At 70.8% G+C, this 16,128-nt stretch carries 12 protein-coding genes; 9 read left to right on the top strand and 3 right to left on the bottom strand.

All coding sequences use genetic code 11. From position 1 onward, the window contains the following. Genes ACIQG9_RS23210 through ACIQG9_RS23220 form a run of 3 tightly spaced genes read right to left on the bottom strand, consistent with a single transcriptional unit; the run spans window position 1 to window position 3,184 of the window. Window positions 1-366, bottom strand: coding sequence for a DUF742 domain-containing protein (locus tag ACIQG9_RS23210; protein ID WP_400405937.1), 366 nt, complete (start codon window positions 364-366; stop codon window positions 1-3). Beyond that, window positions 363-794 carry a roadblock/LC7 domain-containing protein gene (locus ACIQG9_RS23215; RefSeq protein ID WP_400405939.1) on the bottom strand — a complete coding sequence of 144 codons (432 nt, stop codon included), beginning with the start codon at window positions 792-794 and terminating at the stop codon, window positions 363-365. The genes ACIQG9_RS23210 and ACIQG9_RS23215 overlap by 4 nt, the downstream gene beginning before the upstream one ends. Then, entirely contained in the window at window positions 791-3,184 is a 2,394-nt protein-coding gene (locus tag ACIQG9_RS23220; RefSeq protein WP_400405941.1) for a nitrate- and nitrite sensing domain-containing protein, read from the bottom strand. The genes ACIQG9_RS23215 and ACIQG9_RS23220 overlap by 4 nt, the downstream gene beginning before the upstream one ends. A 600-nt stretch (window positions 3,185-3,784) precedes the next feature. On the opposite strand from ACIQG9_RS23220, the gene ACIQG9_RS23225 reads away from it, so the two are divergent. The 9 genes from ACIQG9_RS23225 (at window position 3,785) to ACIQG9_RS23265 (ending at window position 16,112) form a co-directional block, all read left to right on the top strand. Then, window positions 3,785-4,714, top strand: coding sequence for a hypothetical protein (locus ACIQG9_RS23225; protein ID WP_400405943.1), 930 nt, complete (start codon window positions 3,785-3,787; stop codon window positions 4,712-4,714). Beyond that, entirely contained in the window at window positions 4,711-5,166 is a 456-nt protein-coding gene (locus ACIQG9_RS23230; RefSeq protein WP_400405945.1) for an ABA4-like family protein, read from the top strand. Before ACIQG9_RS23225 ends, ACIQG9_RS23230 begins: the two co-directional genes overlap by 4 nt. Before the next feature lie 52 nt (window positions 5,167-5,218). Beyond that, window positions 5,219-6,433: a sensor histidine kinase gene (locus ACIQG9_RS23235; protein ID WP_400405947.1), complete on the top strand. Its 1,215-nt coding sequence runs from the start codon at window positions 5,219-5,221 to the stop codon at window positions 6,431-6,433. Continuing rightward, window positions 6,430-7,056 (top strand): response regulator, encoded by a 627-nt coding sequence (locus tag ACIQG9_RS23240; RefSeq protein ID WP_400405949.1) that lies wholly within the window; start codon window positions 6,430-6,432, stop codon window positions 7,054-7,056. The genes ACIQG9_RS23235 and ACIQG9_RS23240 overlap by 4 nt, the downstream gene beginning before the upstream one ends. Before the next feature lie 675 nt (window positions 7,057-7,731). Then, complete coding sequence (locus ACIQG9_RS23245) at window positions 7,732-9,111, top strand: ABC transporter substrate-binding protein (protein WP_400405951.1); 1,380 nt, start codon at window positions 7,732-7,734, stop codon at window positions 9,109-9,111. Window positions 9,112-9,194: 83 nt separating this feature from the next. Further along, the gene (locus tag ACIQG9_RS23250; protein ID WP_400405953.1) at window positions 9,195-10,151 is read left to right on the top strand and encodes a carbohydrate ABC transporter permease; all 957 of its coding nucleotides are present in this window, start codon (window positions 9,195-9,197) and stop codon (window positions 10,149-10,151) included. Window positions 10,152-10,164: 13 nt separating this feature from the next. Next, the gene (locus tag ACIQG9_RS23255; protein WP_400405955.1) at window positions 10,165-11,052 is read left to right on the top strand and encodes a carbohydrate ABC transporter permease; all 888 of its coding nucleotides are present in this window, start codon (window positions 10,165-10,167) and stop codon (window positions 11,050-11,052) included. A 153-nt stretch (window positions 11,053-11,205) separates the two neighbouring features. Next, window positions 11,206-12,834: a glycoside hydrolase family 13 protein gene (locus ACIQG9_RS23260; RefSeq protein ID WP_400405957.1), complete on the top strand. Its 1,629-nt coding sequence runs from the start codon at window positions 11,206-11,208 to the stop codon at window positions 12,832-12,834. A 365-nt stretch (window positions 12,835-13,199) separates the two neighbouring features. Beyond that, window positions 13,200-16,112, top strand: coding sequence for a discoidin domain-containing protein (locus ACIQG9_RS23265; RefSeq protein WP_400405959.1), 2,913 nt, complete (start codon window positions 13,200-13,202; stop codon window positions 16,110-16,112). The last annotated feature ends 16 nt before the right edge of the window (window positions 16,113-16,128 follow it).

Raw genomic sequence — 16,128 nt, forward strand, 5'->3', positions numbered from 1 at the left:
CTAGATCCTCTGGAGGCCAGCGAGAACCGTTTCCAGCAGCCGACGGTCGGCGATCTTCTCCTGCGCCGGCGAGCCGATGTCCAGGAACCCCTGTTCGTGCAGCACGTCGACCATCACCTTCGTGATGGCGAGCGGGCGGTGCAGGTAGGCGCCGATCTCGGCGATGGAGATCCAGTTGGCGCACCGACCGAGGATCTCCTTGTACTCCAGCTCCAACCGGGTCGTCTCGGCCGGCAGGGCGATCACCTGAGTGGCCAGGTCAAGGTCGGTGTTCCGGGGGCTCGTACGCCCGTTGACGAGAATGTACAGGGGGACGAGCCGGCCAGCCTCCGCCTCGTCGTCGCCGTCCCATACGTCGTACGTCACGGTCTCTGCCCGGGTCGGTCGCTGAGTAGCGCGGGATCCAGCCGCGCCTCCGAGCCGAGGTAGTCGCCGATGCGGGTCACCAGGCGACTCATCTCGTACGCGACCGTCCCCATGTCGACGGACTGTTCGCACAGGACGGCCAGCCGGGCGTTCTGCCCGGCGGCGGCGACGAACAGGGTCCGACTCTGGTACTCGATGATGACCTGCTGCACCGGCCCGCTGTCGAAGCGCCGGCCCAACCCGGCGGCGATGCTGTGCAGGGACGACGCGCCGGCGGCCAGCAACTCGCCGGGGTCCTGGGGGAGCGACGTGGATTTCTGCACGATCAGCCCGTCGGTGGACAGGACAACCGCGTAGACAACGTCAGGAACCTCCACCAGATCGTCCAGGATCCAGGTCAGATCGTTCTGCGATGCCGAGTTGGTCATGCTTTCCTGCCTTGGTCGTCGCTGCCTGCTGGTTCCCCGTTGTTCGCCGCCCGGCCAGCGGCCCAACCCTTCTGGTATTTCGCGAACCGGTCCCGGGCCTCCTCGGGCGACCGCACGCCCACCTCCGTCGTGTCGGAGGCGCCGGGCATGCCGTCGTCGCGCAGCTCGGGCACGATGTGCTGTTGGGGCCGCCGATGGGGCAGTGGCGGGCGGGTGGCGACCGGTGGGCTGGGCGCGTCACCACGGATCGCGCCGCGCTGCGCCGGTAGTTCGGTCATGCTGCCCCCGATGCGGTCAGGCCGTCGGTCCCCGGCGGTGTGGGGCTCGGCCGGCGCCTGGACCGATCCGCTCGATACGGTCGCCACGGCCCCGGCGACCCTGGCCCCGTTGGCGGGGCGCGGTTCCGGCCGGCCGCCGCCCGACGAGCCGCCGGTGCCGGCGCGCGCCATGGCCAGGGCGGCCGTCCCGGGCGGGACGATACCGGGGTCGGTGCGGTCCAGGTCGACGATGGCCGGGTCCGTGGCGATGACGCGGTCGGGCAGGAGCACGATCGCCAGCAGACCGCCGTACGCCGAGGCCCGCAGGCTCACCTGGATGCCGTCCCGCTTGGCCAGCTCCGCCACGACGTGCAGGCCGACCTGCGCGCCGTCCTTGAGCGCCGTCACGTCGGGGGTGGGCGCAGTGGCCAGCAACTCGTTGGCGCGTTCCAGCGCCTCGGCCCGCATGCCCACGCCGGCGTCCTCGATCTCCACCGCGATGCCGCGCTTGACCTCGATGCAGGTGACCCACACCGTCGTCTCGGGAGGCGAGAACGCCAGCGCGTTGTCCAGCAACTCGGCCACCAGGTGGATGGTTCCCGCGACGGCCGGTCCCACGATCGCCACGTCGGGCGCGCTGCGCAGGGTGATCCGCTGGTACTGCTGCGCCTCCGCGAACGACGCCAACAGCACCCGCCGTACCGGCACCGGGTTCTGGAAACGCCGGCCGATCTGCCCACCGGCCAGGATGACGAGGTTCTCCAGGAAGCGGCGGGTCTGGGTGAGCTGATGGTTGATGTCGAACAGCTCCGCCAGCAACTTCTCGTCGCCGATCCGGTTCTGCAGGTCCTCGATGACCTTCAGGCCGCGTTGCAGCGGGCGCTGCGGACGGCGCGCGACGCCCATCAGCATCGCGATGCCGGCGGCCCGGGTCTTCGCCTCGTCGACCGCCGCGCCCGCCGCGGCCTGCAACGACCGGTTGATGACCTCGGCGACCTGGCCGATCTCGTCGGTGCCGTACTCCTGCAGTGGCAGCTCCACGGCGAGGTCGACCTTCTCGCGTCGGCGGAGGCGGTCCATCATGGCCGGGAGTCGCTGGTCCACCACCGCGGCGGCGTCCCGGCCGAGTTGCGCCAGCCGGACCGACAGGGCCCGGTCCACGAGGATCTGCGACTGCCGGATCGCCCAGAGAATCGCGGCGACCACGATGGACAGCGCGAGCAGACTGCCCAGCGACGCGGTCCACAGTTGGGTGCTGCCGGTGCGCAGCGTCTGGGCCGAGACCCGGTCGGCCTGGATGACGGTCAGGTCGATCAGGTCGTCGGAGACCTGGCGGGTGAGGGCTTCCCAGCGGGACCTGCTGACATCCAGCCCGCGCGGTGCGCCGGCACGCCACGGGCCGCTGCTGACCAGGGCGTTCTCCGCGGTGACGAGTTGCTTCCAGGAGTCGCTCGCGATGATCGCCTCGTAGCGCTGGCGGGCGTCCGCCTGCAGGTGGGGCGCGACGTTGGTCAGGCCGGCGTGGTAGGCGCCCACCAGGTTGGTGAAATCGAGATGGTCCTGCTGGCTGAGCGTACGAGAGCCGAAGGCGCCGTCAATGGTGGATCCGGCCCGGGACATCAGGTCGCTGACCCGGAAAGCCTCGGTGGCCGCGAGGCCGCCCTGGGCGGCCGTGACATCGGGGACGATTCGCGCCTGGGTGTCGAACAGGCTCGTCGCCGCATCGAGCAGCTTGTTGTAGAAATCGTAGACCGTCTGCCCGCTGGCCGACCGGGAATCGATGGTGCTCCGTACGCTCGGCAGTTCCTCCAGGAAGCCCGTCAGCGTCGCCCAGCGCGACGTGATGGACTCCGGCGCATTGGCCAACGCCGAGGTGGCGGCGGGGCGCAGGGCGGCCACCCGCTGATCCGTCTGTTGCCGTTGGTCGAGCAGTTTGTCCAGGTCCCTGGACGGCTGGGTCAGGTAGCTGACGCTCAGTCGCCGTTCCTGCTGAATCGAGGCCAGCGCGGAGACCGCCGGGATCGACACCTGTCGGACGCTGATGGCGACCTGGCGATTGTAGAAGCCCTGGAAGATGAGGTATCCGGAGGCGACGAGCCAGATGACCAGGGCGACGACACTGGGAATGAGCACCAGCCGGATGACGCGTCGCTTTATCGACTGCGGTTGACCGCGTCGACTCGACGCAGTTGGCTGACCGTGATCATCCGGACCGCGGTGGACGTTCCCGCGGTCGGCCTGTTTGTGCGCCAAGTTGTATCCAATCATGGTCAAACCAAAGGCATCGGCGGCCAAGCGCTGCTGGCCGACGCCGATGTGTGCCCAACCCTACCGGTCTGTCCGGTGTGGCACTACCCGCCAATCATCAGTTCGACACTTGCACATTCTTTGCACTGGTCAACAGCGGGGTGGGTGGCCTGAGGCGCGGGCCGGCGGGTACGGCGGGAGCGACTCCGGCCCGAGCGGAAACGATCCGGCGCACCGATTGTCGGGGCTGACATTGCGCGAATGTGGACACAACGCGACGCGACACCGGACGGCGGATGCCGTCTCCGGTGTGCGGGCGGACCGGGCGCGGTGCGGATGTGCCAAAGAACACAGTGGACGGTGGGATTCCGATGGTGTGAGCGTCGCGTCTCCTCCCCGGGTAGGAGTCCCCGCTCCGACCGCCGGCCGCAATCGGGACCCACGGTCGGACGCCGTCCGCAGGCCGCGTGACCAGCATCTACAGGCATGACTGTTACGTTGCGCCGGGCGGCACACTGGCACCGCCCCCTGATGGTCTTCGTGTCGGCGATGGCGGTGCTCGCCGTCGTCAGCGCGGTCGGTGTCCTCGCCGACCCACGCGTTCTCACCGGCGTGCCGATCTGGCTCAAGCCGCTCAAGTTCTCCGTGTCCTTCGTGCTGTACGGCACCACCCTCGCCTGGATGCTCTCCCTGCTGCCGGGACGCAGCCGGATCGCGGAGTGGGCGGGCACGGTCATCGTCGCGATGTCGGTGGTCGAGATGGTGATCATCGTCGGGCAGGTGTTGCGCGGCACGACCAGCCACTTCAACGAGACGACCCCGTTCAACGCCGCCCTGTGGGAGGCGATGGGCGCGTCGATCATGGTGCTGTTCGCCGCGCACTTCGTCATCGGGATCGTGGTGCTGCGGCAGCCGGTGCCGGACCGGGTCGCCGCGGGCGCGGTCCGGCTGGCGCTCGGACTGTCCCTGCTCGGCATGCTGGTGGCGGTGCCGATGGTGCTGCCCGGCCAGAACCCGGGGATCGAGGGGATCGGCGGGGCGCACAGCGTGGGTGTGCCGGACGGCGGTGCCGGGCTGCCGCTGGTCGGCTGGAGCACCACCGGCGGGGACCTGCGGATCGGGCACTTCGTGGGACTGCACGCCCTCCAGGTGCTGCCCGTCCTGGCGGTGCTGGCGAACCGGTTCCTCGGCGGCCGGCTGGACGAGCGCACCCGGGGGCGGCTGCTGACCGTCGCGGGCGGCGCCTACGGTGTACTCACGATGCTGTTCACCTGGCAGGCGTTGCGCGGTCAGCCGTTGCTGCGTCCGGACGCCCTCACCCTGGCCGCCGTGGCGGCCCTGCTGGTCGCGACCGGGATCGCCGCCGGCGCGGTCCTGGCCCGCCGTCCCGGCCCGGACCCGGCGCTGGCCGCGTGAGCGGGACGCTGTTCACGCTGACGTTCGCGGTGGCCGCACCGTTCTGGGCGCTGATGATCCTGCTGCCCCGCTGGTCCCGGACCCTCCGGATCATCAGGTCGCCGCTGATCGTGCTGCCGGTCGTGGCGATCTACGCGATGCTGGTGCTGCCGGCGCTCGGCGCCGTGCTGCCGGCCGTACTGTCGCCGACGTTGGACGGCGTGCGTGACCTGCTCGGCACCGCCGACGGCACGGCGGCGGCCTGGGCGCACCTGATCGCGTTCGACCTGTTCGTCGGCCGGTGGGCCTGGCTCGACAGCCGGGAACGGGGGGTGCCTCCGCTGGTCATGGCTCCGGTGCTGGTGCTGACGATCCTGCTCGGCCCGCTCGGGTTGGCCGGCTACCTGGCGGTCCGGACCAGGTGGCCGCGTCCGCCGGGCGCTTCTGCCTCCGCGCCTGAGCCCCTAGGCTGATCCCGTGGGGTGGGCGGGGCGACTGTTGGACGCGCGGGCCTCCCTCGTGCGGATGCTGCTGCTCGACCTCAGCGGTGTCGGCTACCTGCTCTTCAGCCCGCACGCCGGGCGCTCGCAGCCGGCCACCCAGTGGCTCCTCGCGGCGGTCGCGTTCGCCGTCGCGCTGGTGTTCCACCGCCGGCCGCTGGTCAACATGCTGGGGCAGGCCGCGCTGCTGACGGTCGCGATCTGCGTCATCGACGACACGACGATCAACCAGGTGGGCGCGAGCTGGGCGCTCGTCGAGCTGACCATGTGGGCGCGCCGGCCCCGGACGGTCTGGCTGGCCGCCGGGCTGCTGGTCACGGTCGACCTGGTCAACTCGATCGGCGATCCGCTCGGCCGGTTCCTCTCCGGCATCTTCGGGCTGACCGTGGAGGTCGGCGTGCCGTTGCTGCTCGGCCTGGTCGTCCGGACCAGCCGGGAACTCGGCCGGCAGGCCGAGCAGCGGGCGGCGGAGCAGCAGCGTCGGCGCGAGTCGGAGAGCCGTGCCGCCCGCGCCGACGAACGCAGCGCCATCGCCCGCGAGTTGCACGACATGGTCGCGCACCACGTGGCGTCGATGGTGCTGCGGGTCGGGGTGGCCCGACATGTGCTCACCGACCTGGACCCGCAGGTGGGCGAGGTGTTCGACGACGTGCACGCCACCGGGGCGGCGGCCCTGGCGGACCTGCGCCGGCTCGTCGCGGTGCTGCGCGACCCCGACGGGGTACGCGGCGACGCGGCGCTGACCGCGATCGAGCCGTCGGCGCTTCCGGCGGCACTCGGCACGGCGGTCGACCGGGCCCGCCAGGCCGGCGTCACCGTGGAGGCCGACATCGACCCGGCGGTCGGTTCCCTCGACGCGGTTCGCGGGCTGGCGGTGTTGCGACTGACCCAGGAGGCGCTGACCAACGTGGCCAAGCATGCCGGGAGCTCCGCGCTGGCGCGCCTGACGGTGGCGGTGGTCGACGGGGCCGTGCACTGGGAGGTCGCCGACACCGGTGGCGGCTGGGCGCCCGCGGCCGTGCCGTCCGGCGGCGGTCACGGCCTCACCGGCATGCGCGAGCGCGTCGAGGTCCTCGGCGGCCGGTTGGAGGCCGGTGCGGCCGGCGCCGGCTGGCGGGTGCGCACCGTCCTCCCGGCACCGGCCCCCGGGCCGGGCGGCGCGTCGCCGGCCGGTGCCCCCGCGCCGGCCGCCCGCGAACCCGAGGCCGCCGGCCGGACGCCCGCGTCGGGGTCGGCGTGATCCGCGTCCTGCTGGTCGACGACCAGCACCTCATCCGCGCGGGGCTGCGGATGCTCTGCGACGCCCAGCCCGACCTCGAGGTCGTCGGCGAGGCCGACAACGGCCGCGACGCGATCTCCCTCGCCGCGCGGCTCGTCCCCGACGTGGTGGTGATGGACCTGCGCATGCCCGGCGTCGACGGGATCACCGCGACCAGCCGGATCCTCGCCGACCGTCCGGCCACCCGCGTGCTGGTGCTGACCACGTTCGGCGACGACGACCACCTCTATCCGGCGCTGTCCGCCGGGGCCCACGGGTTCCTGCTCAAGGACGCGTCGCCCGCCGACCTGCTGGCGGGCGTCCGGCGGACCGCCGCGGGGGACAGTCCGTTCAGCCCGGAGGTGCTGCGCCGACTGGTCCAGCGCGCCGTGCACGCCCGCGTCGGGCCGCCCCGGCCGGCCCAGGCGCTCACCGGACGCGAGCGGGACGTGCTCGAACTGGTCGCCGAGGGGCTGTCCAACACGGAGATCGCCGACCGGCTCCACATCGGCGTCACCACGGTCAAGACCCACATCACCAGCCTGATGACCAAGACCAACAGTTCCAACCGGGTACGCCTGGCGCTGTTCGCGCACGGGGCCTGAACCCCGCGCTGCAAGTTCCAGTCGTTTTCTTGCAAGAACATGCCGCACCGTTGCGTTGACGGTCGGCGGCCCGGTCGAGGTGGGGTGCCGGCCGGGTGCGCTGGTCGGCCGGGTTGGGCACGCTGACGCCCCGGGCCGGGTCGGCAGCGGCCGTCGGCGACGCCGTGGTGCGAGCCGGGTGCGGGACCCTCGCCCCGGCGACCCTGCACCCCGAGGACGGCCTGCGGCCCTGCCGCGCCGCTCGGAGCGCCGCGCCCGCCGCCTTCGAACGTGCGCGGTGGCGGGCGGTCGGCCGGTCGGATCGCTGACCGACTCCACCCCGTCCCGGCAACACTGTGAACAGCCTCGATGCGGGTGGCCGGGGCGGACCGGCCGGCGGTCCGCCCCGGCCGTCCGCCGGGCGGGAGCGGGCGGGGCGGGGTCGGCGCGCTCCGGGTGTCGTGGTCGCAGTCTTTCGACTTTTGGTCGAGTTCTTGCGGGAAGCGATTCGACTTTGTATCGTCATCGCCACGAAACATGTCGAGCAAGAGAGCTGCCTCACACTCCCGCGCGCCCACCCGGCTTCCGGGTCCAGGTCACAGGGCGGATCCCGTCCGTAGCAGGGCATCGCCGCCGTGACGATCACCGCAGAACAGCGAAGGTCATAGAGACTCCCGTTCCCGAAGGGATGGACAGATGTCCGTACCGCAGTACCGGAAGGCCGCGGCGTTAGCGCTCGTGGCCGGCCTGGGGCTCAGCCTCACGGCGTGCTCCACGAAGAACGACGACGCATCGACCGATGCCGGCGGCAAGGTCACCATCACCGTCGACTGCCAGCCGGTCGGCTCCCAGAAGGAGCTGTTGCAGAACTGGAACGCCGATGTCGCCGAGTTCCAGCGGCTGAACCCTGACATCGTCGTCAAGAGCGTGAGCGTCGGCGAGCAGTGCAACAACCCGCCGGACTTCACCGCTCGGCTCGCCGGCGGCACGGTGACCGACGTGTTCTACGGGTACATGACCGATCTCCAGCAGGTGCTCGACTCCGGTCAGGCGATGGACATCGGCGAGTACGCGACCAAGGACACGGTCTCGACCTGGGACAGCGTCGACCCGGCGCTCAAGGAGGTCTTCAGCGACGGCGGCAAGCTCTACGCCGTCCCGGTGAAGAACTACTCGATGGGCCTGGTCTACAACAAGGTCCTGTTCCAGCAGGCCGGGCTCGACGTGAACAACCCGCCCAAGACCTGGGCCGAGGTCCGCACCGCCGCGAAGAAGATCTCCGCGCTCGGCAACGGTGTCGCCGGCTACTCGGAGTACAGCGCCGGCAACACCGGCGGCTGGCACTTCACCTCCCTGCTCTACTCGCAGGGCGGGCAGGTGCTGACCCCGGACGGCAAGAAGGCCGACTTCAACAACGCGATGGGCAAGCAGGTCCTGCAGAACCTCAAGGACATGCGCTACGGCGACAACAGCATGGGCGCCCGCCAGTTGCTCCAGTGGGGCGACCTGCTGACCAACGCCGGCGCGGGCAAGGTCGGCATGTTCGTCGGCGCGCCGGACGCCACCCAGGCGATCGTCAGCCAGTTCCAGGGCAAGTTCCAGGACTGGGCGATGGCTCCGCTGCCCGGCCAGGACGGCGCGGCGAAGGGGACGCTCGGCGGCGGCGAGGGGTACTTCTTCAAGAAGGGCCTCACCCCCGAGCAGGTCAAGGCCGGCCTGAAGTGGGTCGCGTACCAGAAGCTGACGCCGGGCAAGGGCCAGTTCGACTACGTCCGGGCCAAGCCGCAGAACTACCCGGTGGGCCTGCCCCAGCCGCTGCTCTTCGCCAACGGCAGCGAGGCGCAGAAGCAGGAGCTGGAGCTGCGCAAGGCGAACGCGAACGTCGACACCACCAACTTCGCGATCTTCGAGGCCAACCCGGTGCCGATCAAGGGTGAGCCCCGCAACGCGCAGGCGATCTACGCGGTGCTCGACGCCGCGATGTCCGGGGTGCTGACGAACCCGAACGCGAACATCGACACGCTGCTGAAGACGGCCGAAGAGAAGGTCAACAAGCTTCTCGCCGCCGAGAGCTGATCCGCCGGGGTGGGGGCCGGCCCGCCGGCCCCCACCCCCTCCGCACCGCACCGTCGGCGTCACCGACCCACGCAGGAGTTGCCTTGGTGATCACCACCGTCCCGGGGAGCAAGAAGGAACCGGGTCGCCCCGCGTCGCCGTACCCGACCGGGCCGCAGCGAACGAGCCTCGGCCGCAAGGTGCGAGACAACCTCACCGGGCACGCCTTCCTGATCGGCGCGGTGCTCTGCTTCGCGTTCTTCTCCTGGTACCCGATGATCCGCGGCGTCGTCATGAGCTTCCAGCGCACCCGGCGCGGCGTCACGACCTGGGTCGGCTGGGACAACTACGAGCGCATCATCGCCGACCCCAGCTTCTGGGCGGCCTGGAAGAACACGATCTACTTCACGGTGCTCGCGCTCCTGCTCGGGTACGCGGTGCCGTTCTTCGTGGCGATCCTGCTCAACGAGTTCCGCCACGCCAAGGGGTACCTGCGGATCCTGGTCTACCTGCCGGTGATGCTGCCGCCGGCCTCGGCGCTGTTCCTGTTCAAGTTCTACGGGTACGACCCCAGCGACGCGGGACTGTTCAACTCGATCCTCAAGGCGCTGCACCTGCCCACCTCGCAGTGGATGCAGTCCCCCGAGATGACCATGCCGGCGATGGTGATCGCCTCGACCTGGATGAACATGGGCGGCGCGGTGCTGATCTACCTGGCGGCGCTGCAGGGCATCCCCGGCGAACTCTACGAGGCGGCCGAGCTCGACGGGGCCGGCATCTGGCGGCGGATCCGCCACGTGACGATCCCGCAGACCCGGCTGATCCTCGCGCTGCTGGCGATGCTGCAGATCGTCGCCACCATGCAGTTCTTCATCGAGCCGCTGATCCTGGCGAACGGCACCGGCGCGGAGGACTCCGCCACCTCGGTGGCGTACCTCATCTACCAGCACGGCTTCTTCCAGAACGACCTCAACGGCGCCGCGGCGCTGGGCGTGATCATGCTGGTGGTGCTGGCCGGCTTCTCCGCCGCCTACCTGCGGCTGAGCGCGAAACAGGACTAGGACGGGGCGACCAATGGCACAGGACTCCGGCACCCGGACCCTCATCTCCCACGCCCAGCTCCGGCGGGGGCGCGGCAGGATCGTCTACTGGACGCTGCTCGGCCTCGTCGTGGCGGGCTTCACGCTCGTCTTCCTCGGCCCGCTCTACTGGATGGTCACCGGCGCGCTCAAGTCCGGCCAGGAGATCGCGCAGACCCCGCCATCGCTGTTCCCGAAGGATCCCCAGCTCCAGAACTACGCCGACGCGTGGCACCACTTGGACCTCGCCAAGCTGCTGTTCAACACGTTCTACTACGCGGCCGGCGCCCTGGTGTTCCAGCTCGTCCTCGACACCGCCGCGGCGTACGCCCTGTCCAAGCTCCGGCCGATCTTCGGCAACGTGATCCTCGCCCTGATGCTGGCGACGCTGATGATCCCGGCGATGGTCCTCATCGTCCCGCAGTACGTGACCGTGATCGACCTGCCGATCCTGCACGTCAACCTGCTCGACTCGCCGTTCGCGATCTGGCTGCCCCTGGTCGCGAACGCGTTCAACATCTTCCTGCTGAAGCGGTTCTTCGACTCGATTCCGGAGGACCTGATGGCGGCGGCCCTGATGGACGGGGCGACGCCGCTGCGCACCCTGTGGTCGATCATCCTGCCGATGTCGCGTCCCATCCTCGGCGTGGTCTCGATCTTCGCGGTGACGGCGGTCTGGAAGGACTTCCTCTGGCCGAAGCTGGTCATGCCGTCGCCCGAGACCCGGACGGTCAGCGTCGGCATCTACGCCTTCTCGGGTGGTACGCCGATGAACGTGGTGATCGCCGCGTCGGTCATCGCCGCGCTGCCGACCGTCATCGTCTTCCTGATCTTCCAGCGGAACATCATGTCCGGTCTGACCACAGGCAGCCTCAAGGGATAGCCCCGAACCCGCGGACGGCGAGCGGACCGGCCCCGACGACGGCGCCGACCGCACCGGCCACCAGCGCAATCTCCGGCGGACCCGACCGTTCGCCCGACACACATCCAGGTCCGGCGCACACCGCCGACGTACTGACCCAGAAAGCAGGTGCCCGTGTCCACAGCAGACAGTGGTCCGTGGTGGCGTGGAGCCGTGATCTACCAGGTGTATCCACGGAGCTTCGCCGACGGCGACGGCGACGGCATCGGCGACGTCGCCGGCATCCGGGCCCGGCTCGGTCACCTGTCCACGCTCGGCATCGACGCCGTCTGGTTCAGCCCGTGGTATCCCTCGCCGATGGCCGACGCCGGCTACGACGTGGCCGACTACCGGGACATCGACCCCGTCTTCGGCACCCTGCCCGAGGTGGAGGCGTTGATCGCCGAGGCACACGCGCTGGGCATCCGGACCATCGTCGACGTGGTGCCCAACCACTGTTCGGACCAGCACCCGTGGTTCCAGGCGGCGCTCGCCGGCGGACCGGGCGCGCCCGAGCGGGACCTGTTCTGGTTCCGGCCCGGCCGGGGCCCGAACGGGGACCAGCGGCCCACCGACTGGGTCGGCGAGTTCGGCGGCGAGACCTGGACCCGGACCACCAACCCGGACGGCACCCCCGGCGACTGGTACCTGCACCTGTTCACCGCCGAGCAGCCGGACTTCAACTGGGAACACCCCCGGGTGCGGGCCGAGTTCGAGGACATCCTCCGGTTCTGGTTCGACCGGGGCGTGGACGGCATCCGGATCGACTCGGCCGGGCTGCTGGTCAAGGACGGGACGCTGCCGGAGACCCGGCCGGAGCGGCCACACCCGTTCCGCGACCGCGACGGGGTGCACGACATCTACCGCGCCTGGCGGCGGATCGCCGACGAGTACCCCGGCGACCGGGCGCTGATCGGCGAGGTGTGGATGCCCGACCGGCAGCGGTTCGCCAACTACCTGCGGCCGGACGAGCTGCACGCCGCCTTCAACTTCGACTTCCTCGGCTGCGCCTGGGACGCGACGGCGCTGCGCGAGAGCATCGACGGCACGTTGCGCGCGCACGCCCCGGTCGGGGCGCCGGCCACCTGGGTGCTCTCCAACCACGACGTGACCCGACACGTCACCCGGTACGGCCGGGAGGACACCACCTTCAGCTTCGCCAAGAAGCGGGAGGGGATCTTCACCGACCTCGAACTGGGCACCGTGCGGGCCCGCGCGGCGGCCCTGCTCTCGCTGGCCCTGCCCGGTGCCGCCTACGTCTACCAGGGCGAGGAACTCGGGCTCTGGGAGGTGGACGTCCCGCCGGAGCAGCGTACCGACCCGATGTGGCCGCGCTCCGGCTACATCGACCCGGGCCGGGACGGCTGCCGGGTGCCGTTGCCGTGGTCCGGTGACGCGCCCCCGTTCGGCTTCAGTCCCGACGGCGCGACGGCCGGCCCGTGGCTGTCGCAGCCGGCGGAGTGGAAGGGGCGCACCGCGCAGGCGCAGGCCGGGGACCCGTCGTCGATGCTGGCGCTCTACCAGGCGGCGATCCGGATCCGGCGGGCCGAGAGCGGCCTCGGTGACGGCCCGATGAGCTGGCTGGAGGCTCCGGACGGGGTGCTCGCCTTCGCCCGAGGTGACCAGTTCACCTGTGTGCTGAACCTGTCCGACGTGCCGGTGCCGCTGCCGGCGCACCGGCACCACCTGCTCGCCAGCGGGCCGCTCGACGGGGACCTGTTGCCCCCGGACACGGCGGTCTGGCTGCGGACCGGAACGGCATAGTCATGGCCCGCGGGAACGCCGTCGCGCGTACCACCACGGACCGGTGCGCCCGGCACACCGGCTGTCGGCGGCGGCGTACCCGGGCCAGCGGATCGCCGGGCCCGTCCCACTCGACCCCGGGCCCACCCGGGGCGGGCGTGACGGCACGGTGGTGGCCGCCGACGGTGGGGACGCCGACCCCACCGTCGGCGGACACGCCGTACCCCGGATCCGCCGGCGCGGCGACCTGTCCCGGTCGTCGCCACCGGACGGTCCACCGACCCGGTTCCGGAACGGGAGGTCCACGCGTTCCTGCGCATTGCTGACACGCGGCACCACGCGGCTCCACGCACGGGGGAATTGGTTTTCCTGACGGAAGGGATCCAATGGCCATCCACACCGCCGGCGCGCCCACGCCCGGCACCGCCACCGCACCACGCACCAACCGCGCCCGGGTCGGGCTGGCAGTCATCGCCAGTGCCGCGATGGCCGCGGCGTCGATCAGTGTGCTCACCCTCACCTCGGCGGCGCCCGCCCAGGCCGCCGGCCTCTCCCCGTTCGACATCGTCGGTCGCGGCGCGACCGTGCCGTTCGTCGAGCAGGAGGCGGAGAACGTCGCCCACAACGGTTCGAAGATCGGCCCGACCCGCTACTACGGTCAACTGCCCTCGGAAGCCTCCGGGCGGGAAGCGGTGACCCTGGACGCGGTCGGTGAGTACGTCGAGTTCACCCTGACCAAGCCGGCCGACGCGGTGACCTTCCGGTACAGCATCCCGGACAGCCCGGCGGGCACCGGCCGGAACGCCAGCATCGACCTGCGGGTCAACGGCAACGTGGTCAAGGCCGTGCCGGTGACCTCGAGGTACGGCTGGTACTACGGGGGATACCCGTTCAACAACAACCCCGGTGACACCAACCCGCACCACTTCTACGACGAGGCCCGGACCCTGCTCGGGTCGACCTACCCGGCCGGCACCAAGGTCCGGTTGCAGGTCAGCTCCACCGCCCAGTCACCGACCTTCACCATCGACCTGGCCGACTTCGAACTGGTCGGCGGGCCGATCGCGAAGCCGGCGAACGTGATCGACGTGGTCACCGACTTCGGCGCCGACCCGACCGGCGGGGCCGACTCCACCGCGGCCTTCCAGGCGGCGGTCGACGCGGGCGCGGCACAGGGCCGGGCGGTCTGGATCCCGGCCGGCACCTTCACCCTCTGGGACCACGTCGTGGTCGACCGGGTGACGCTGCGCGGCGCCGGGCCGTGGTACTCGGTGCTCGGCGGCCGGCACCCGACCCAACGCAACCGGGCGGCCGGCATCTACGGCAAGTACGTCCCGGGCGGCGGCTACACCGGCGGGGTACGGCCGCACGAGGCGAACGGACCCAGCCGGAACGTGACCGTGCGCGACCTGGCCGTCATCGGCGACATCCAGGAGCGGATCGACGACGACCAGGTCAACGCGTTCGGTGGGGCGATGACCGACTCGGTCATCGACAACGTCTGGATGCAGCACACCAAGGTCGGGGCCTGGATGGACGGTCCGATGGACAACTTCACCATCCGCAACAGCCGGATCCTGGACCAGACCGCGGACGGGGTGAACTTCCACACCGGGGTGACCAACTCCACGGTGACCAACACGTTCGTCCGCAACACCGGGGACGACGCGCTGGCGATGTGGGCCCAGAACGTGCCGAACGTCAACAACTCGTTCACGCACAACACCATCGGCGTGACCCTGCTGGCGAACCACCTGGTCAGCTACGGCGGTCGGGACATCAAGATCACCGACAACGTGACCGCCGACTCGCTGACCAACGGCGGCGGCATCCACGTCGCCAACCGCTATCCCGGCGTACAGGGGGCGACCTCCGTCCTGGGCACCTGGACGATCGCCCGCAACACCCTGATCCGCAACGGCAACTCCGACTACAACTGGAACTTCGGGGTCGGGGCGATCTGGTTCTCGGCACTGAACCAGGACTTCCAGAACCCCACCATCAACATCACCGACACCGACATCCTGGACAGCTCCTACGCGGCGCTGCACTGGATCGAGGGCCGGACGAACGGCATCGTCCTCAACAACGTCAACATCGTCGGCGCCGGCACGTACGCGCTCCAGGTGCAGGCGGCCAGCCAGGTCTCCTTCACCAACGTACGGGCCAGCGGCATCGCCCAGGCGAAGCCGATACACAACTGCGTCGGCAGTGGTTTCCAGATCACCCAGGGCTCGGGCAACTCGGGCTGGTACACCGCCACCCCGGACTGCGGCCCGTGGCCGGCACCGATCTGGGGTGGCGGGCCGACCAGCCCGCCGCCGACCGGCACGCCGTCCAACCCGCCGACGACCCCGCCCACCACGCCGCCGCCGGGCGACAACCTGGCCCAGGGGCGGTCCATCACGGCGACCAGCACGTCGCAGGGGTACGTGGCGTCGAACGCCAACGACGGGAACGCCGCCACCTACTGGGAGAGCGCGAACGGCGCCTTCCCGCAGTCGCTGACCGTCGACCTCGGCGCGTCGGTCGACACCAACCGGGTGGTGGTGAAGCTGCCACCGGGCTGGGAGACCCGGACCGAGACCTTCTCGGTGCAGGGTTCGACGGACGGCTCGTCGTACTCGACCGCGGTGGCCTCGGCCGGTTACACCCTCAACCCGGCCAGTGGCAACTCGGTGTCCATCAACCTGCCGGCGCAGAACCGCCGCTACCTGCGGTTGACCTTCACCGGCAACACGGGCTGGCCGGCCGGCCAGGTGTCCGAGTTCGAGGTGTACGGCAGCGGCACCACGCCGCCGCCCACCACCGTGCCGCCGACCACGCCGCCGCCGACCACGCCCCCGCCCACGACGCCGCCGCCGACCACCCCGCCGGCGAACGGCAACCTGGCCGCCGGCCGGCCCACGACGGTGACCAGCGTGGCCGACGTCTACGGCGGCGGCAACGCGGTGGACGGCAACCCGAACACCTACTGGGAGAGCGCGAACAACGCTTTCCCGCAGTCGATCACGGTGGATCTGGGCTCGGCCCGCTCGGTGTCCCGGGTGGTGCTGAAGCTGCCGCCGGCGGCGGCGTGGCAGACCCGTACCCAGACGCTGTCGGTGCTCGGGTCGACCGACGGCGCGTCGTACGCGACGGTCAAGGCGTCGGCGGGCTACTCCTTCAACCCCGCCTCGGGTAACACCGCCACGGTCACCTTCCCGGCGACCACCCAGCGGTACCTGCGGCTGACCTTCACCGGCAACACCGGCTGGCCCGCCGCCCAGCTCTCCGAGTACGAGGTCTACGCCTCCTAGGCGCCAGGAAGGGCCC

Origin of the sequence: Micromonospora sp. NPDC092111 (assembly GCF_044755745.1) — a bacterium.
Lineage (GTDB): Bacteria > Actinomycetota > Actinomycetes > Mycobacteriales > Micromonosporaceae > Micromonospora.